Below are 17,560 nucleotides of genomic sequence, written 5' to 3'. Positions count from 1 at the left end.
CTCTAACGCATGGCACCTCCTTTCGGTCAAAGCGCCCTGTCGGGATGACAGGGCGCTTTGGCTTTTCTTGACGCGTGTCACCTGCTCCCGCCCTCCTGACTGCCGCCGCCCTTTGACAAGCCTCGGCGCGAAAGGCAGAGAAAGCGCGTGGCGAGCGCGGCGCTCGCCACTTACCTCTCCTTATTTTATGACCTGCGGAGGCTCCATGTCGGACGCCCTTTCCCCGATCTTCTCCCGGCTAATCCAGGGCCACACGCCACAACTCTCCTCCGAGGAGCTCACCGCGCTCCTTGAGAGCCCGCAGGACGGCCCGGTGCTCGCCGCGCTGCTTCTGACCCACACGCCACTGCGCGACGCCTGCGGCAAAGCCCTGACGGCCCTCAAGGCCCATTCCTCCGACACCCCGGCCTGGATCTGGGCGGTCGTTGCCTCCATCGAAGATCCTGCCCACGAAGACGCCATCGACGCCGCGCTGGCCGATGAATCCCTGGCCCCCGGAGTCGCCCGCGCTCTCTTTCTGGCCGGTGCGGACTGGTACCACGATTCACTCGTCGAGCTCATCGACGAGAGTGATACCGGCCTGGCCGCGGCCTCCCTGCTCGCGGCCGTCGACCCCGAAGAGCTCATGGAAGCCCTCGAAGAGATCGCCTCCGCCGAGGAGCTCATCACCGTGGCCCGAGCCTGCGCGCTCGCCCACGCCCCGGAGCTCTTCGACGCCATCGCCGAATGGCGCCAGGAGCTCCATGACGAGCTCAGCCTGGAGCAGCGCGCCGCCATCGACGGCGCGCTCGCTTCGCTCGCCCCTCATCGCTTCGCTCGCCAGCTGATGCTCGGCGAGCTGGAGCGCACCTGGCTGGGCGACGACCGCGCCGTGGCAGACTTCTTAAGCTGCTACGGCCTGACCTCCTGGGTTCACACCCTGGCGGTGATGCGCACGGTGCGTGATCGCGATGGCTTCGATATGGCCGCGGCCCTGGCCACCAGCGCTGCGCTGCTGGCCTGGGAGAGCGAAGAGCTCGAAGACGACGAACTTCTCCTCGACTCCGCCACGCTCATCGATCGCTACCCCGCCGAGCTCGCCTTCCAGCTCGCCCTGGGCGAAGACGACAACCTCCCCGACCTCCTCGTCGAAGTCGGCCAGCATGAATCGCTCCTCGATCGCGGCCTGGCCTCCCCCGGCATCAGCGGACTTCCGCTGAGCGCCGCGGTCGAAGACCGCTTAAGCCCCGAGCATATCGCCCGCGGTCTGGAGCGTTTCGCCCCGGACCACGCCGCCTCCATCGAAGAGCGCGTGGCCCTTGTGCACACGCTCATTGAGATTCGCCAGGCCACCGAACTCGGCGAGCTTGAGCCACGAACAGCCCGCGAGCTCATCGCCCCCTTCGCCTCTCATCCCGACGATGCGGTGCGCCAGCTCATCGCCAGCTTCGACGACCCCGCGGCCTTCGCCTCCGCCGACGACTGGGGCTGTCGTGGACTCGCACACCTGCTCCAGCAATTCGCCCCCGGCGATGACGAAGCCCATCTCCGAGCGCTGGCGCAGGCCTGGTTCACCGGCCCCATCGCCCGAGCCACCATCGCACGCGATGCCTTCGCCAGCGCCCTCTTTAACGCCGCGGACATCATCCCCCCGGATGCCGAGATCTGAGGCGAACGCGCAACGCATGTCCCACCAAAAAAGCGGCCCCGAAATCGGGGCCGCTTTTTTGGTGCTTCAACTGAAGTTCAACGCATCACTGCGCGCCGGCGCTCCCGGGCTTGGTGTTCACCTGGAAGTGACGGTAGGAGACCGACACGTAGTTGATCGGCGCATCCTCCGGATCATCATCGCTGGGACGGAAGTCGCCAAAGAAGGCGATGGAGTTGGTCGCTGCGAAATAATCAAACCCGTTAATACGGCTGCGCGGCACCCACTGCCCGTCCTTAAAGACGCGCAACGAGCTTGAGAGCGGCACATCCGAGAGCACGTAGTTCGCTGCCTGCCCCGTCGCGGCGATGATGATGTCGTTGATCGACTCCTCGATATTCGGTGACTCCAGCGAATAGTAGTTGCCACCGGTAGCGGTCGCCACCTGGCGGTAGGCCTCGCCAGCATTGGTCACAATCGAGAAGATCGTGGTGCGCCCGGTGAAGTAACCAATGAAGTCACTCAAAAGCGCCTGGCCCTGCGGCGAGCCCAGGCTGGTACGCTGGAAGGTCTCCGCCTCCTCATCGCTCATCAATACGGTGACCACCTCGGCATTGGGGCGAATGCGTTCCTCCGCCGGCGCCAGGTTGCTGCTCATATACTCCAGCGCGCCGCGCGCGTTCTGAATGCCGTACTCCGAGCCGCCGAAACTCCCGGAGCAGCCCTGACAGTCCACAACCCACTCCTCGATCTCATTGAGGAAACTGGCCTGGTCGCGGTGCCATGCCGGAGGGCTGCGCAACTTGCCTTCGCCACCATCCCACATGTTGGTCACACCCAGGCGGTAATCGAGCGGCGTGTTGCGAAGCTCCGCAAAGAAGCCCTCGGCCACGTCCCGCACGCGATCGAAGTCATCACTCATCGAGCCCGACTGGTCGAGCACCCACAGAAACTCCACCTGCGGGATTTCGTCAGCTGGCGGAAAACGCGTGCAACGCAGCACATCGGCCGCCGTCGCCGTGGCCAACGCGGTGGTATTGGTCAAGTCATCCATGCGGAACTTCGTCTTATCCTGCGTCTCGTATTTCTCGGCCGGCGCCAGCGCCACCAGCGTGATGAGCTGGCCATCGCGAAGCACCGTCGTCAGATAGACGCGGTAGTCGGTGTAGGTATTACCGCTGGTCGCCGGAAGGCCGCTGATGTCCGCGCTGCCAAAGGGCGCTGCCGCCACCAGGAGCGCGTCGCGCATCGCCCGCGCCGAGCGCAGTTGAGGCGAACGGATCAGATAACGGCTCACCGCTGCGCGGTGATAATCATGGGTATCAAACTCCCCGCCGATCACCTCCTGAACGAGGTTCCCCACCCCGCTCAAGAGCTGACGCTTGGACTGTACCGCCTGCACCGCCGAGCTGATGCCATCGGGGGCCTGCGCCAGCACAAAGCCGGCAATCTCATTGGCCGGGTCATCGTACACCGCAGCGGCATGGCGGTTTTCCACGCTGGCACCGGCGATCGTCAGATTGGTGTAGTTCGAGTAGGCCGGCGGAAGCCCAAGCCCCCAGTTCCCCACCCCGTTGACAAAGAACTCAGTCGGCTCGCTGGCCGGCTCATCGCAGGCACTGACCACCCAGAGATCACCGTCGGAGCACGCTGTCGGCTCGGGATAATACTGCGGCAGGAAGGTGCACGCGTTAAGAGGATCGAGCTCCAGCAACTCCTCCTCATCATCGCTGACCCCATCGCCGTCACTGTCGCCCGAGCAGGGATCGGTTCCCAGCTGCAGCTCCTCCAGGTCGCTGAGCGTGTCGCCGTCGCTGTCGTGATCGAACTCATCGGTGCACAGCTCCCGCTCCTCACAGTCGGAAAGCCCGTCCTGGTCGGAATCGCGCTCCCAGCCCTCTCCCTGCGGGTCGCAATAACCAACCTCACCGGTATCCGGCTCCACATCGGGCTCTACGTCTGAATCGTCCACGTCCGGCTCTTCGACATCGGGCTCATCCGCATCGACATCGCCCGCATCACCTGCGTCGGGAAGCTCCACATCGCTATCGGGAAGCAGGCCTTCGCCATCGGGATCGGAGCAGGCCGGTGAGAGCGCCACAAGCGCCAGCGCAATCGTCAGGTACGTCAATCGCTTCGAGATCGTGATCATAGAACTTCCGCGTGCAGGGGGGCTGCGAAGAGGAGTGCAGCAGGAGGGAGAATGCAGGAGGGAGCCCGTTACAGGCCAGAAGAGTGCTATCAGAAACCCTCAATCTTTTCAAAAGGATCGAGCGCACTGAAAGCGCCGCATCGGCTGCGGCGTACCGGCGGAGAAAGCCAGTGAGAAGAGTTAGAGCGGAAAATTAACCGAAGGCTCCGGCGTAAACGCTGCACGCGCCGGCGCTTCGATCGGGCTAAGCCGTACCACCACGTCTGAGGGATAACGACCAAAAAAGACCAGCGGCCACATCATCCCCAGGGTGCATACACACGTCACCCAGCTCTTGGCGTTGGCCGTCGCCTTCAACTCCACCACCCGCGGGTGATACCCCTCCATCGAGAGCTGATGGGTTCGTGAGCTGAATACCCAGGGCAGATCGCGAATCTGTACCGGCGTCTGACCGGCGTAGCGCTCTTCATCAAGGATCAGCGTGGCCCCGGCCGGCTGCGACTCCACCAGCGTCGTCGACGCGCAGGCGCCGCTCATCATCACCAACGCAACCAGTCCTATCTGTAGCACACGCATCGGCATGCCAGCCCTCATCGAAATCAGGTTCATCGCGGGACAACCGAGCAGACGGCAGCCCTCAAACGCGGGCATCGTGGCATGATTCGACGCCGGCTTCAACTTCCTCCCTCGGCCACACCCGTCGCTGGGCTCCGAAGCATCTTTGCAGTACGCTCGCAAGGTCTGCTGCCTATATTCGGCCTGAGCTGGACGGCCGTCACACATCGCGCCGCCCCAACGACGTAACGACGAGGTCACCATGAGCCAGAACGACGACTACTCCGACGAGTTCCTCGAAGAGATGCGCCTTGCGCTCCAGGCCCAACGCCAGGACCTGGTACGCAGCAACAACCTCACCCGCAACGAGCTGCGCGACAACGACCGCGAGCCTCGCGACTCCATCGACGAGTCTACCGACGAGCAGGGAAACGCCACCGAGCTCCGCCTCCAGGACCGCGAGCGCATCCTCCTCACCAAGGTCAACGACGCCATCTTCCGCCTGGACACCGGCGAGTATGGCTACTGCGATGAATGTGGCGACCCCATCGGCAAGCCTCGCCTGCGGGCGCGTCCGATGGCCGAGCTCTGCATCGAATGCAAAGAAGATCAGGAGCGCGAAGAGCGACGCCAGCATGCCTCACGCCCCGGCATGTTTTCGGCCCTCGAATAGACCGCCGGCTCGAAAGCGCGTTGTTCACAAAAAAAGCCACCTCTCACATTACGAGAGGTGGCTTTTTACATGAACCAGACCGCGGTGTTCCGGACGCCTCTTACGCGCCGGCTCGCTCCGCCGCTTTCGACCACCGCCCCTCATAGAAGCGGTTATTGGCCCGAAACCCGAAGTTCTCATACATGCGAATCGCCGGGGCGTTCTCCACCTGCACGTTGAGCGCCACCAGGGAGACCCGTTCAAAGAGTTCCTCCAGCAATCGCGCGGTGCACGCCGTCGCCAACCCCTGACCGCGCCGTCCGGAGTGCGTCACCAGGTTACCGATCACCGCGATATCATGCGCCTCACTGACCACATGCACCCCGGCAATACTCACCAGATCCCCCTCTTCATCGCGAATCCCGAAATAAAGCCCTGTCTCCAGCTGGTAGGGCTCAAAAAAGTTGTCCGGATAGTGCTCATAAAGCGCCATGATCTGGGCAGTATCGCGATGCCCGAGCCGCTCCACACGCTCATCGCGGACCCCCGGCTCAAAATGCCGACGCTCAAGCCCCATGCGAATCATCGCCTCGGCCTGTCCCACCTCGAAGGTCGAATTCAGATCGGCCATCTGCGTCTCAAGCACATGAAAATGAAAGCGCTCCGGCACCACCTCATAGCAGGCTTTGAGAAAGTCCGGCAGATCCTCGCCACGCCCGCTGGTAAAGACCACCGGAAGACTCAAGCCCCGGTAGACCAGCATGAGATTGGCGATCTCGCCACGCTCATCGCGCGAGCCGTACCAGCGGCAGAACTGAAAATAAGAAGGATCGAGGTTTCCCAGAAGGTAGGCATTCGCCAGTCGATCCTGGACCAGAAACTCTCGCAGCTCGTCGCGCTCAGTCAGCTCTTCGACAGCCATGGGGGGCACCTCGGTTGCACGCCCGCCCCGCCGCACTCCATCGGGGAGCGGGCCGGGGTTGCGGGCGAAAAAAATCGCGGCACGTGTCGCCTCAAAGGCGCTCGCCGCGTCCGTGGTCGTGAGCACACCGCCCGCCACGAAGGCAGGTGATTGTCGACGACCAGACTCAAGTTTACGTGGGGCGTCCGCCGACGACAACTCGCCGCGAGCGCTGCAGTGGGGAGCTTTCCCCCGGGTAAACATAAGCGCCGCGGCGTTGCATTCCCGCGCGCCTTGCCAATCCTCAGACCAGAGGTCATAACACCAACGGAACAAATTTGCAGCTCCGAAGTTCTTTTGCATGTGATGACAATGACTCAGGACTGGCTCCAACACCTCAATTCCGATCAGCGCCAGGCCGTCACCCACCCGGCCGGGCCCCTCCTGGTGCTCGCCGGCGCCGGCAGCGGCAAGACCCGCGTGCTCACCCACCGCATCGCCTTTTTGATCGCTGAGCAGGGCGTCGCCCCTCATCAGATCGTGGCGATGACCTTTACCAACAAGGCCGCCCAGGAGATGCGCGAGCGCGTCGACCAGCTCCTCGACGGCCACGGTCAGGCAGGCCAGGTCACCATCAGCACCTTCCACAGCCTGGGCGCACGCATCCTGCGTCGCCATGCGCCGGCCGCAGGCCTGGAGTGGAACTTCTCGATCTACGACGACGCCGACCAGCGCCGGCTGATCACCCGCATCCTCGATGAGGCCGGCGATGAGCGAGCCCGCGCCGATGTGCGCCGCCTCCAGAGCTACATCGACGCCTGCAAAAACCGCGGCTGGACGCCCTCCCAGGCTCACGAGAACGCCCACGACGCCCGCGCCGAGGCCGACGCCGAGCTCTATGCCAACTACCAGCGCGCCCTCACACAGGCCGGCGCCGTTGATTTTGGAGATCTTATCCTGGGTGTGCTCGTGCTCTTTCGCGAACATCCCGATCTCGCAAAGCAGTACAGCCAACGCTGGCAACACGTGCTCGTCGACGAATTCCAGGATACCAACCCCGCTCAGTACGAGCTGCTCGATCACCTGACCCTGGCCCACAACAACCTCACGGTGGTCGGCGACGACGATCAGGCCATCTACCGCTGGCGCGGTGCCACCGTGGCCAACATCTTAGGCTTTGAAGACGCCAACGAGGCCGCTGCCCGCGTCAAACTTGAGCAGAACTACCGCTCCACATCTGTGATCCTGGAGGCCGCCAACGACGTCATCGCCCGCAACGATCGCCGTCACGCCAAAAAGCTCTGGACGGAGCGCCAGGGCGGCGAACCCATCGTGGCATTTACCGGCGCCGACGATCGTGAGGAGGCCGCCTATGTGGCCGAGACGATCTTCGATATGGCCCGCCAGGGCGGCAACTTCGACGACGTCGCAATCTTCTATCGCACCAACGCCCAGGGGCGCCTCTTTGAAGAACAGCTCCGCCAGTGGGGCGTGCCCTACCGCATCATCGGGGGCTTAAGTTTTTACGCCCGCGAGGAGATCAAAGATCTGCTGGCGTATTTGCGCTGCGCGCTCAACCCGCGTGACGATGTGGCCACCGCGCGTGTGATCAACACCCCCCGCCGCGGCATCGGAAAGACCACGCTGGAGAAGTTGACCGCGGCCACATCGGTGCCCGGCGTCGAGAGCCTGCAGGGCGCACTTCTCCTCACGCTCGAAGATCGCCCTGCCCAGAACGACCTCTTCGCCGCGCGCCGCCCTCGCCCCTCCAACCCCACCGAGCGCCTGCTCATTGAGACCGTCGAGGAGCTCAGCGGCGTCTCGCGCCGGGGCATCGACGAGTTCTGGAAGATCCTGGAGGCCACCCGCGACGATCTTCTGCACTACGAGGAGCTCACCCCGGTACTCGAGCGCCTCATTGAGCGCATCTCCTACTTCGAGCACCTCGAGCGCACCGACTCCGAGAGCGCCGAAGATCGCACCCGAAACGTCGGCGAGCTCCTGAGCGCGATTGAGGAGTTCGAGCAGGACCCGAACAGCGAGGCGCTCATCGCCTCGGTGCAGGAAGCGATGCCCGACGATCTCGATGATCTGCTGACCACCGCCCCGGCCTCCCTGCGCCTGCGCGCCTTCTTAGACCGCTCCGCGCTGGTCCAATCCACCGATGGCGACAACGGCCCCGGTCAGGCGGTCACCATGATGACCATCCACGGCTCCAAGGGCCTGGAGTTCCCCACGGTCTTTGTCGCCGGCCTCGAAGAAGAGACCTTCCCCAGCCTGCGCGATCCCGGCGACTCCGAAGAGCTCGCCGAAGAACGGCGCCTGGCCTACGTCGCCATCACCCGCGCCGAAGATCGCCTGTATATGACCAACGCGCGCCGACGACGGGTCTACGGGCAGTTCAAAGACACCGAACCCAGCCGCTTTTTGCTCGATATCGATCCGAGTCGGCTGATCATCGATCCGCGCAGCGCGGCAAAAGAACTCGACTACGCCCGCGATCGCCGAAAGCGCCTGGGAGCCCCTCACGGCGAGTTCCCCGAGCCTCAGATGCCCTCCCAGGGTGGGGCGCTCTACGACTTCAACCAGGCCCCGAGCTCCGACGAGCATTTGGCCCAGGATACTCCGGACTGGGAGTCGAACTTCTCGCAGAGCCCGCAGGAGTGGGACGTCACTCACACTCCGGCTGGCGACGACCAGCTCATCGGCGTCACCGTCAGCCACTCCCGCTTTGGCATTGGCGAGGTCGTGAGCGTCTCAGGCTCCGGCGATAAGGCGCGCCTGACCGTCGACTTCCCTGCTGTAGGCCAGCAGACTGTGATCCGCAAGTTCTTGAAAGTGTTGGGATAAGATTGACCCACGGTCACCTCTGCGACTGACCCACGGTCACTTTCTAAATGACCCACGGTCACCTCTGCGACCGACCCACGGTCATCTTTTCGACCGACCTACGGTCACCTCTGCAACCGACCCACGGTCACTTTCTAAATGACCCACGGTCACTTTTTCGACCGACCCACGGTCACCTCTGCTACCGACCCACGGTCACCTCTGCTACCGACCCACGGTCACCTCTGCTACCGACCCACGGTCATCTTTTCGACCGACCCACGGTCATCTTTTCGACCGACCCACGGTCACCTCTGCGACTGACCCACGGTCACCTCTGCGACTGACCCACGGTCACTTTTTCGACCGACCTACGGTCACCTCTGCTACCGACCCACGGTCACTTTCTAAATGACCCACGGTCACCGTACGATGAGAATTGGCGCCATAAAAAACGCCCACCCGGAGCTCCGGGTGGGCGTTTTTTACAACCTTCAAAAGCCGCGTCACAGATGCGACCTTCATACTCAGCGCCGCATCACTGACGCGACCTTAACGGGCGGCATCGCATCATCGACGCCGTCCGGCGAAAGGCCTTAGCCTTCCTGAATCGCCGAGATCAGCGCCTGGGTGTAGGTCTTGGTGTTCGCCGTTCCGCCCAGGTCGCCGGTGCGCGTGGAGGGGCTGGCCAGGGCCTTGGTGATCGCTTTCTCAAGCAACTTCCCTTCCGAGACGTAGCCCAGGTGGCCGAGCATCATGCCCGCCGAACGCATCAGCGCGGTCGGGTTGGCAATCCCCTTGCCCGCGATATCGGGCGCGGTACCGTGAACCGCTTCAAACATCGCGGCGCCTTCGCCAATATTGGCCCCCGGCGTCAGACCCAGACCGCCGATAAGCCCGGCTGCCAGATCCGAGAGGATGTCGCCGAAAAGGTTCTCGGTGACGATCACATCGAACTGCTCCGGCCGCACCACCATCTGCATGCAGCAGTTATCGACGATCATGTCTTCAAACTGAATGTCGTCGTACTCACGCGCGATGGTCTGACCGACCTCCAGCAAAAGCCCGTTGGACTCCTTGAGGATGTTGGCCTTGTGCACCAGCGTGACCTTGGAGCGACCTTCGCGACGCGCGTACTCAAACGCGTAGCGCACGATCCGCTCACAGGCCCAGCGCGTGATCAGAATGATCGTCTCGGCCGCGGCACGGTTCGGCGGGATCACGTGCTCGATGCCCGCATAGGCACCCTCGGTGTTCTCACGCACGATCACCATGTCGACCTTGGTGTCCGAGAAGCGCGTGGTCATCGCCGGCGAGATCTTCGCCGGGCGCACGTTGGCGTACATGTCGAAATGCTTGCGGATCGCCACGTTGATGCTTCGAAAACCGGTGCCGATCGGCGTCTCCAGCGGCCCCTTAAGAACGCACTGGTTGCGGGCGATGCTCAAAAGCGTCTCTTCGGGAAGAGGAGTGCCCAGATCCTTATAGGCCCCGGAGCCGGCGCGCACCTCTTCCCACTCCAGATTGACCCCCAGGGCCTCGATCACCGAAACCGTCGCGTCGACGATCTCCGGTCCAATCCCGTCACCGCGAATCAGGGACACTTTACGGCTCATGACAACTCCCTTGACGTGATCGCCGCGCTCATTACGCGGCGTCATTGACCTTATTCGATAGCTTCACCGCATGCGCCTGATGCGCGGATAGCGCCTTTTGCAGGGCGCGCGGCGGCGACACCATAGAAGAGCCCTACCATCGGGGTCAATAGCCCCGAAAAATCGGGCCCTGCGGGAGCTTACCCCGGACTCCCGCCCCCCTCAGAAACAGGGTCCGAACGGCCAGAGACTGGGAGAGTTTTTGGTGTCAGGCACCTCGGAATTACATTTATAGTGTGAATAATGATCTCGGCTCAACTCGGGGGGACCGGTTCGCGGTACGCCCCGTGCGCCGACTTCTCACGCAGCAAAGGAGGTCCACCATGGCATGGTCCTGGGCACCCCGATGGCTGGTGATGCTGAGCCTGGTAGCGCTGGCCATCACCGCGTTCTCCGCACATGCACGCGCCGCCGAGCCGGCCAAAACCGATACAACCTCTGAAGCACAGATCCAGCCGGTCGAAGATCGCGTCATCGAAGAACGCGAAAGCCAGACCACGCCTGACGAGGGAACTCAGCAGAGCACACAAAAGACCATCATTACCGAGCCGGAATCGCCCAACTACATGGGCGTGCTCGCCAGAAACGCCTTCCTGGGCGGCGTCACCGGGGGGCTGGTCGGCACCGGCGTCTACCTGCTCTCAGGCCGGGAGTATTCGCCCTGGACCATCGCGTACTTTGCAGGAGGCGGCATCCTGGTCGGTACGGCGGCAGGCGCCGTGGAGTTGATCGTACGTGAAGAGCGCAATTCCGACGCTCTGGCTGCACGCCGCTACATGCTGGAGCGAGAACTTCCCCGAACGGTGCGCGTGCCCCTCTTGCGCATCCACTTCTAAGAGCCATCTGGACGACGCCTCATGCCACTCTACTCGCCGGGCCTCGCCACACCCTGTCCCCATCGTGGTGAAACCCGCCCGGCGCGTCGCCCCTGTTGACGTTGGAGGTCCCCATGGCAACAACTTCTCTGGTTCGCCTGCTCATCTCGCTGGTCTTGCTGCTGACCCTCGCCCTGACCTCGATCTGGACCTGGGCGCTGCCCTCTTGAAAGGCCATCGTCTGCCTCACCACTGCAGCGATGGTTGTTTTGAGCCTCACATCGGGTTAGATCCGCGCAAAGATACGCCGACGCGCCCCTTCAGGGGCACTTACCGCGCCTGATTCCCGAGCTCTGTGATGACCACGCTTCCCATTGACGCCATCGCCCACCTTATTGAGACCGCCCAGCAAGAGCACGCGCTCAGCGATCGCGCCCTGGTCGCCGCCATCCAGCTCTTCTCGCGCACCGGCGACCTTCCTGCCGCAGCCCGCGAAAACGACGACGTTGCCCGCGCTGTCCTCGCAGCCTCCTGGTTGCTCTTTGTCGCCGCGCCTCGCCGCGCACCACGCGCCTTTGTGACCGCTTCGATGCACCTGGAGCTGGTCAGCGCCGATGAACGCGACTTCGACGCGATCTTCCCCGAGCTGCAGGCGCTGATCGCCGAAGACACCCCGCAGCTTGATGAAGCATCCGATGCGGCCTGGCTGAACTCCTTCCTTGAGGCGGCTGACACCGAGCTCGACCTCCAGGCCGATCTCGACACGCTGCAGTCCCGGGTCGATGCGCCGCTGGCCGTACTCCGAGAGCACCACGAGGCATTTACCGCCTTTGTCAGCACCCAGATGGACGCCATCGTCGCCGGCTTCGATGAGGGCGTGCGCCGCGGCGAGCTCAGCGCGCTTGACGCCATTGACCTCCCCGAAGACTTCGATCGCAACGACCCTGCTGCGCTGCGAGCCCTGGCCGACGAGCGCATGCAACTCGGTGATGTGCAGTCCGCCGAAGCTCTGCTCGCCCGCTTCGTCGAGCTCAACCCCGATGACATCGACGCGCTCGTCGAGCGCGGCATCGCCCGCGGTGCCCTCGAAGATCTTCGCGGCGCTCAGGACGACTTCGATCGCGCCCTGAAACGCGATCCCTCATCCATTGCCGCGCGCATCAACCGCGCGCTCACCCACCACGCCCTGGGCCAGATCGAAGCCGCCATCGCTGACTACGACGCCGCGCTCGAGCAGGTCGACGAAGATGCCGACCTCTGGACCAACCGCGCCGTCGCCCGCTTCGCCATCAACAACTTCTCGGGTGCCATGGCCGACCTCAACCGCGCGCTCGAGCTCAACGACCGCCACCTCATCGCCCTCTTCCAGCGCGGCAACGTGCGCCGGGTGCTCGGCGAACTGGGCTACGCGCTCCAGGACTACGAGAAAGCCATTCAGATCAAACCCGACTTCGTCGACGTCTACGCTGCGCGAGGCTACCTCTACCTCCAACTCGAAGAGCCGAAGAAAGCCGCCGCCGACTTCGGCCTGGCCATCGGCTTTGAGCCTTCCGAGCCGATGCACTACTACAACCGCGCCCACGCCCGCCTGCTCGACCAGGACTTCAAAGGCGCCATCGCCGACTACGACGCCGCGCTGGAGCTCGCCCCCGACGATGTGGAGGCCCTGGCCAACCGCGGCGGTGCCCGCATGATCGACGGCGACCTGGAAGGTGCCGTGGAAGATTGGGAACGCGCTATCGAAGTCGATCCCTACTACCCCACGCCCTACCTCAAGCGCGCGGCGATGTGGATCGCCGCCGAGGAAAACGAGCAGGCCGCAAGCGATCTGGCCGCCGCGCTGGAGTGCGCCCCCGAAGACTGGGAGCACCGAAAGGACGTCCAGGAAACCCTCGATGAGATCCTCAACGAGCTGGGCTTCAACGCCCCGAACTGACGCGACGCAGGTCCTGACGCACACCCTGCCCCCCACCAAAAAAGCCGCCCTTTCGGGCGGCTTTTTTGTGGCCGTCTTCAGCCCTCTCAGCCATGCAGCATCAGAACTTCGGCTTCATCGCCTGGAAGGCCTCTCGCCCATCCCGGGTCGGCGTCTGCGGGAGCTGATCGATGAGCGCCTCGATGCGCTCAATACGATCTTCAGCGTGCGGGTGCGTCAGCAAAAACTCGGGGAGCTGCGGACCGTCGCCGGCAAGTTTATGAAAGAAGCTCACAAAACCGTGCGGATCGTAGTCCATACGCACCATGTAGCGCAGGCCCCACTCATCAGCATCGCGCTCATGATCGCGGCTGTATTTGAGCATGAACCCCTGAGCGGCCACGCTCCCCACCAACTGCCCGAGCAGCCCGGGGTTCTGCCCCAGCGCCAGCTGAGCGATCGCGTCGATGCCATACGCCGTCACCAGACGCTGGGCGATATGGCGACGCGTCACGTGAGCCACCTCGTGGGAGAGCACAGCCACGAGCTCCGACTCGGTCTCCATCGCCCTCAACAGACCGGAGTAAACGTAGATGCCCCCGCCCGGAATCGCGAAGGCGTTGATCTGAGAGGGATCGTCGACCACCTGGAACCGGAACGCCAGCCCCTTGGGTCGGTTGGGCACTGAACGCACCACCTGCTCACCGAGCTGTTGCACATAGCGTTGAACCTCGGCGTCCGGGTGCATGGTGAGCTCTTTCTCAAGCTCTTCGGCCATCTGACGCCCCATGGCCACCTCATCGCTGATCGGCACCAGCGCATCGGCCGCCGCCCGACCCGGGGTGGTCGCACATCCCATCGCGTTCACGCCCGCCCCCAGCGTCAGCACCATCAACACCATCATCGTCCATCGTCGCATAACTTCCTCTTCAGCTTTATCGAGGCCACATGTGCCTCGCCATCATTTAAGACGCACGGATCGCGTCTAGATTTAATCAAGGTGCGCGCACCGACAACTCCTTATGGCGCCTGGTCGTGGAATGCGTCCGCCGCTACGATGCGTTTTTCAATCGCACGGAGAGGCGCATCATCCCTGAAGCCTCAACGCCCAACCTCGGAGAGAGCTATGTGCCTGATCTGCGTAGAGTTCGCCAGAGATCGCATGACCCCTTTTGAAGCCCGCCGCGCCCTTGGCGAGATGATCGAGGGCATGGAGCCCGAGCACGTCGCCGAGGTCGAGGCGATGCTCACCGAGGCCGAAGAGGCTCAAGAGGATGAGGACTGACGCGGTCTTCTTCTGGATGCGACGCTGAAAAAACATGCTGTAAAAACACACAAAAGGCACCGTTTTCGCGGTGCCTTTTGTGCTGCACGTGGATCCCGAACCTACATCAGTCGCGCTTGAGCCGCTTGTACTTGATACGGCTCGGACGAAGCGCTTCCGCTCCCAAACGCTTGCGACGGTCGGCCTCGTACTCGGAGTAGTTGCCGTTGAACCACACCACTTCGCTGTCACCCTCAAAGGCCAGAATATGAGTGGCGATGCGGTCGAGGAACCAGCGATCGTGGCTGATCACCACCGCGCACCCGGCGAAGTCCAGCAGCGCCTCCTCCAGCGCACGCAGCGTGTTCACATCGAGGTCGTTGGAAGGCTCATCGAGCAGCAGCACGTTGGAGCCCTCTTTAAGCACCTTGGCCAGGTACACGCGGTTGCGCTCCCCACCGCTGAGCACGCCGGTCTTCTTCTGCTGATCGCTGCCCCCGAAGTTAAACCAGGAGACGTACTGGCGAGAGTTCACCGTGCGGTTGCCCAGCTCAATGACATCCTGACCATCGCTGACCTCCTCCCACACCGACTTCTCCGGATCCAGCGGGCGGTTCTGGTCGATATAACCCAGCTTGACCGTCTCACCGATGGCGATCGTGCCCTCATCGGGCGTCTCCTGACCGGTGATCATCCGAAAGAGCGTCGACTTACCGGCGCCGTTGGGCCCGATGATGCCCACGATGCCCCCCGGCGGCAGGTTGAAGCTCAACTCTTCGTAGAGCAACCGGTCGCCAAAGCCCTTCATGATTCCCTCGGCTCGAATCACCGTATCGCCCAGGCGAGGACCGGGCGGAATGGAGATCTCCAGCTCCCGCTCTTTGGTCTGCTGCTGTTCGGCAACCATCTTCTCGTAGGCGCTGATACGCGCTTTTGACTTCGCCTGGCGAGCCTTCGGTGAGGAACGAATCCACTCGAGTTCGGCGGCCAGCGCCTTCTGACGCTTCGACTCGCTCTTCTCTTCCTGAGCCAGACGCTTCTGCTTCTGCTCCAACCACGAGGAGTAGTTGCCCTCAAAGGGAATGCCCTGGCCGCGATCCAGCTCAAGGATCCAGCCGGCGACGTTGTCCAGGAAGTAACGATCGTGGGTTACGGCAATGACCGTGCCCTCATACTGCGCCAGGTGCTGCTCCAGCCAGCCCACCGACTCGGCGTCGAGGTGGTTGGTCGGCTCGTCGAGCAGCAGCACGTCAGGCTCCTGCAAAAGCAGGCGGCAGAGCGCCACGCGGCGGCGTTCCCCTCCTGAGAGCACCTCGATCTTGGTGTCGCCCGGCGGGCAGCGCAGCGCGTCCATCGCCATCTGCAGCTTGCTGTCGAGATCCCAGGCGTTGAGATGCTCGATCTTATCTTGAAGTTTGGCCTGCTGCGCCATCAACGCATCGAAGTCCGCGTCCGGATCGGCGAACTGCGTGCTGATGGCCTCATAGGCTTTGAGCAGGTCGACCGTCTCCTGGACGCCCTCCTCCACAACCTGGCGTACCGTGAGGTTCGGATCGAGCTCCGGCTCCTGATGCAAATACCCAAAGCTCACGCCCTTATCGCGGTGAATCTCACCGACGTAATTGGGATCTTCGCCGGCGATGATCTTCAAAAGCGTACTTTTACCGGAACCGTTGAGGCCCAGCACACCGATCTTCGCCCCGTAGAAAAACGAGAGGTAAATATCTTTGAGAACCTGATGATTCGGCGGATGAATCTTGCCAACACCGACCATCGAAAAAATGATCTTATTATCACTCACCGGTCCAACCCTGGGTTGAAGAGATATGACGTAAACATTCGACTCGCCTGCTCGCAGCGAGCCCTCGAAGTTGGGCGGATTATGGGCTCGCTTCTCCGGGGTAGCAAGCCCCCAACGTCGTGTGCCTGACGGCCCCTTACTTTTTGAGCCGCGCGGCGATCTCGGCGGCGCTCATCACCCCCTCACTCTTGACCACCCGCACCCGATTGAGCTCCGAGGGGGAGATGTCCCAGTTCTGCAACGTGGTCTGCAGATAGGCCGCCGCGATGGCCTCCACATCGTCGGCCTCCTCAAGGGTCTCGGCGACCTCTTTGCGCACGATGCGCCGGGCAATATCAGGGATCTCTCGCCTGGTCTCGCGCCCATCCAGATAGCCGACCAGAGCGTTGGCCATCCGAAGTTGCTGAATGCCGGCGATGGTCACGATCTCCTGAAACGCGATCGCCAGCGGGCTCTGCGCAGCCAGCAGCGCGTCAAAACGATCGCGCGCAAGCCCCAGAACCACCACATCATCGACCGCCCTCAAGCTCGCTGAGCGCCTCGTATCACGCAAAAGCGCGAGCTGCCCCAGAAGGCTTCCCGCCTCCACCCGCGCCAGCTGATAGATCTTCTGATTCACCGCCCGCAACACATCCACCCGTCCCGACACCACCACAAACGCCGCGCGCGCCGGCTCTCCCTGCAAACAGATGCTCTCCCCCGGCGCAAACGCCCGCGCCACACTCACCGTTTTGAGCACTTCCAGATCCCGCGCGGAGAAGGGCTTAAGCGCACCCACCGCCTGTAACGTCACCTCGCCCGGGTGCGGTCGCCCCCGGCTCATGTCGCTCTGCAACTGCGCGAGGCTGGGCTGGCGGGGCTGAGTCGGTGATCGCTTTGTCACCAGAAGTCCCTCAATGCTCGCATTGGTTTGCTCCAGCCGCTCCGCCACCCGCTCCGCCACCCCACGCACCACCCCGGAGAAGAGCGCCGGTGCGTTAGTGTGCAGTGCGTTGAGCATCGTTCGCGAAAGCACTCGCACCTGGGAGTCGACCCGCGCCACCACACTCGCCGAACGCGGTGCCGGATCCAGACAACTCATCTCCCCGAACACCTCATACAACCCCAGCACCCTGACCTCGGTCTCGTGACCGCCACGGACCACGCGTACGCTGAGTTCACCGGCGCTCACCACCGCCAGATAGTCGCCGGCGTCCCCCTGCTTGCAGACCACATCGCCAGCCTTCACATCGCGGGTGCGGAAGACCGGGGCCAGCATCGCGCGTTGCTCCTCGGTGAGCCGGGAGAAGACATCCACCCGAGCCAACCACGATGTCTCTTGCGCCGTACCTGCCATGACTTCTCCTGCGCGTGCCGGTCTGTGTTACGCTTCACTGCCATCGTAGAGCGTGCAC

At 63.2% G+C, this 17,560-nt stretch carries 13 protein-coding genes; 6 read left to right on the top strand and 7 right to left on the bottom strand.

What is annotated here, in order from left to right; translation table 11 throughout:
- Nucleotides 1-205: 205 nt before the first annotated feature.
- Nucleotides 206-1,648 (top strand): hypothetical protein, encoded by a 1,443-nt coding sequence (locus EA187_RS17210; RefSeq protein ID WP_127781047.1) that lies wholly within the window; start codon nt 206-208, stop codon nt 1,646-1,648.
- 85 nt (nt 1,649-1,733) lie between these two features.
- Here the strand turns inward: EA187_RS17210 and EA187_RS17205 are convergent, their stop codons facing one another.
- Both EA187_RS17205 and EA187_RS20475 read right to left on the bottom strand, forming a co-directional pair.
- A complete protein-coding gene (locus EA187_RS17205; RefSeq protein ID WP_115604588.1) occupies nt 1,734-3,779 on the bottom strand; it encodes a VWA domain-containing protein in 2,046 nt (681 codons plus the stop codon).
- A 180-nt stretch (nt 3,780-3,959) separates the two neighbouring features.
- Nucleotides 3,960-4,361: a PEGA domain-containing protein gene (locus EA187_RS20475; RefSeq protein ID WP_164856363.1), complete on the bottom strand. Its 402-nt coding sequence runs from the start codon at nt 4,359-4,361 to the stop codon at nt 3,960-3,962.
- 235 nt (nt 4,362-4,596) lie between these two features.
- Here EA187_RS20475 and EA187_RS17195 point away from each other — a divergent pair, with 235 nt between their 5' ends.
- A complete protein-coding gene (locus EA187_RS17195; protein WP_115604592.1) occupies nt 4,597-5,007 on the top strand; it encodes a TraR/DksA family transcriptional regulator in 411 nt (136 codons plus the stop codon).
- A gap of 100 nt (nt 5,008-5,107) precedes the next feature.
- On the opposite strand, the gene EA187_RS17190 is transcribed toward EA187_RS17195, so the two are convergent.
- Nucleotides 5,108-5,908 (bottom strand): GNAT family N-acetyltransferase, encoded by an 801-nt coding sequence (locus tag EA187_RS17190; RefSeq protein WP_164856362.1) that lies wholly within the window; start codon nt 5,906-5,908, stop codon nt 5,108-5,110.
- Between the two features lie 351 nt (nt 5,909-6,259).
- Here EA187_RS17190 and EA187_RS17185 point away from each other — a divergent pair, with 351 nt between their 5' ends.
- The gene (locus EA187_RS17185; protein WP_164856361.1) at nt 6,260-8,737 is read left to right on the top strand and encodes an ATP-dependent helicase; all 2,478 of its coding nucleotides are present in this window, start codon (nt 6,260-6,262) and stop codon (nt 8,735-8,737) included.
- Between the two features lie 575 nt (nt 8,738-9,312).
- Here the strand turns inward: EA187_RS17185 and EA187_RS17180 are convergent.
- Complete coding sequence (locus EA187_RS17180; protein ID WP_127781043.1) at nt 9,313-10,332, bottom strand: isocitrate/isopropylmalate dehydrogenase family protein; 1,020 nt, start codon at nt 10,330-10,332, stop codon at nt 9,313-9,315.
- A gap of 362 nt (nt 10,333-10,694) precedes the next feature.
- Between EA187_RS17180 and EA187_RS17175 the strand changes: the two genes are divergently transcribed.
- On the top strand, nt 10,695-11,207 hold the full coding sequence (locus EA187_RS17175; protein WP_115604598.1) for a hypothetical protein: 513 nt from the start codon (nt 10,695-10,697) through the stop codon (nt 11,205-11,207).
- A gap of 337 nt (nt 11,208-11,544) precedes the next feature.
- Nucleotides 11,545-13,122, top strand: a complete 1,578-nt coding sequence (locus EA187_RS17170; protein WP_127781042.1) for a tetratricopeptide repeat protein — start codon at nt 11,545-11,547, stop codon at nt 13,120-13,122.
- Nucleotides 13,123-13,222: 100 nt separating this feature from the next.
- On the opposite strand, the gene EA187_RS17165 is transcribed toward EA187_RS17170, so the two are convergent.
- On the bottom strand, nt 13,223-14,020 hold the full coding sequence (locus EA187_RS17165) for a M48 family metallopeptidase (RefSeq protein ID WP_115604603.1): 798 nt from the start codon (nt 14,018-14,020) through the stop codon (nt 13,223-13,225).
- 243 nt (nt 14,021-14,263) lie between these two features.
- Here EA187_RS17165 and EA187_RS21005 point away from each other — a divergent pair, with 243 nt between their 5' ends.
- The gene (locus EA187_RS21005; protein WP_283808561.1) at nt 14,264-14,386 is read left to right on the top strand and encodes a hypothetical protein; all 123 of its coding nucleotides are present in this window, start codon (nt 14,264-14,266) and stop codon (nt 14,384-14,386) included.
- Nucleotides 14,387-14,492: 106 nt separating this feature from the next.
- On the opposite strand, the gene ettA is transcribed toward EA187_RS21005, so the two are convergent.
- Nucleotides 14,493-16,166, bottom strand: coding sequence for an energy-dependent translational throttle protein EttA (gene ettA, locus EA187_RS17160; protein ID WP_115604605.1), 1,674 nt, complete (start codon nt 16,164-16,166; stop codon nt 14,493-14,495).
- 136 nt (nt 16,167-16,302) lie between these two features.
- Nucleotides 16,303-17,502: a cyclic nucleotide-binding domain-containing protein gene (locus EA187_RS17155; protein ID WP_127781041.1), complete on the bottom strand. Its 1,200-nt coding sequence runs from the start codon at nt 17,500-17,502 to the stop codon at nt 16,303-16,305.
- Nucleotides 17,503-17,560: the final 58 nt, after the last annotated feature.

Source organism: Lujinxingia sediminis (assembly GCF_004005565.1).
Lineage (GTDB): Bacteria > Myxococcota_A > Bradymonadia > Bradymonadales > Bradymonadaceae > Lujinxingia > Lujinxingia sediminis.
The sequence above is the reverse complement of the archived record's forward strand: the minus strand, read 5'-3'. Positions and strand labels throughout refer to the sequence as shown.

Bases quoted from the DNA above. Each gene is read 5' to 3' on its own strand.
- EA187_RS17165 (WP_115604603.1), bottom strand. From the start codon at position 14,020: ATGCGACGATGGACGATGATGGTGTTGATGGTGCTGACGCTGGGGGCG.
- EA187_RS17205 (WP_115604588.1), bottom strand. From the start codon at position 3,779: ATGATCACGATCTCGAAGCGATTGACGTACCTGACGATTGCGCTGGCG.
- EA187_RS17195 (WP_115604592.1), top strand. From the start codon at position 4,597: ATGAGCCAGAACGACGACTACTCCGACGAGTTCCTCGAAGAGATGCGC.
- EA187_RS21005 (WP_283808561.1), top strand. From the start codon at position 14,264: ATGACCCCTTTTGAAGCCCGCCGCGCCCTTGGCGAGATGATCGAGGGC.
- EA187_RS17180 (WP_127781043.1), bottom strand. From the start codon at position 10,332: ATGAGCCGTAAAGTGTCCCTGATTCGCGGTGACGGGATTGGACCGGAG.
- EA187_RS17170 (WP_127781042.1), top strand. From the start codon at position 11,545: ATGACCACGCTTCCCATTGACGCCATCGCCCACCTTATTGAGACCGCC.
- EA187_RS17185 (WP_164856361.1), top strand. From the start codon at position 6,260: ATGACTCAGGACTGGCTCCAACACCTCAATTCCGATCAGCGCCAGGCC.
- EA187_RS17210 (WP_127781047.1), top strand. From the start codon at position 206: ATGTCGGACGCCCTTTCCCCGATCTTCTCCCGGCTAATCCAGGGCCAC.
- EA187_RS17175 (WP_115604598.1), top strand. From the start codon at position 10,695: ATGGCATGGTCCTGGGCACCCCGATGGCTGGTGATGCTGAGCCTGGTA.
- EA187_RS17190 (WP_164856362.1), bottom strand. From the start codon at position 5,908: ATGGCTGTCGAAGAGCTGACTGAGCGCGACGAGCTGCGAGAGTTTCTG.
- EA187_RS20475 (WP_164856363.1), bottom strand. From the start codon at position 4,361: ATGCCGATGCGTGTGCTACAGATAGGACTGGTTGCGTTGGTGATGATG.
- EA187_RS17155 (WP_127781041.1), bottom strand. From the start codon at position 17,502: ATGGCAGGTACGGCGCAAGAGACATCGTGGTTGGCTCGGGTGGATGTC.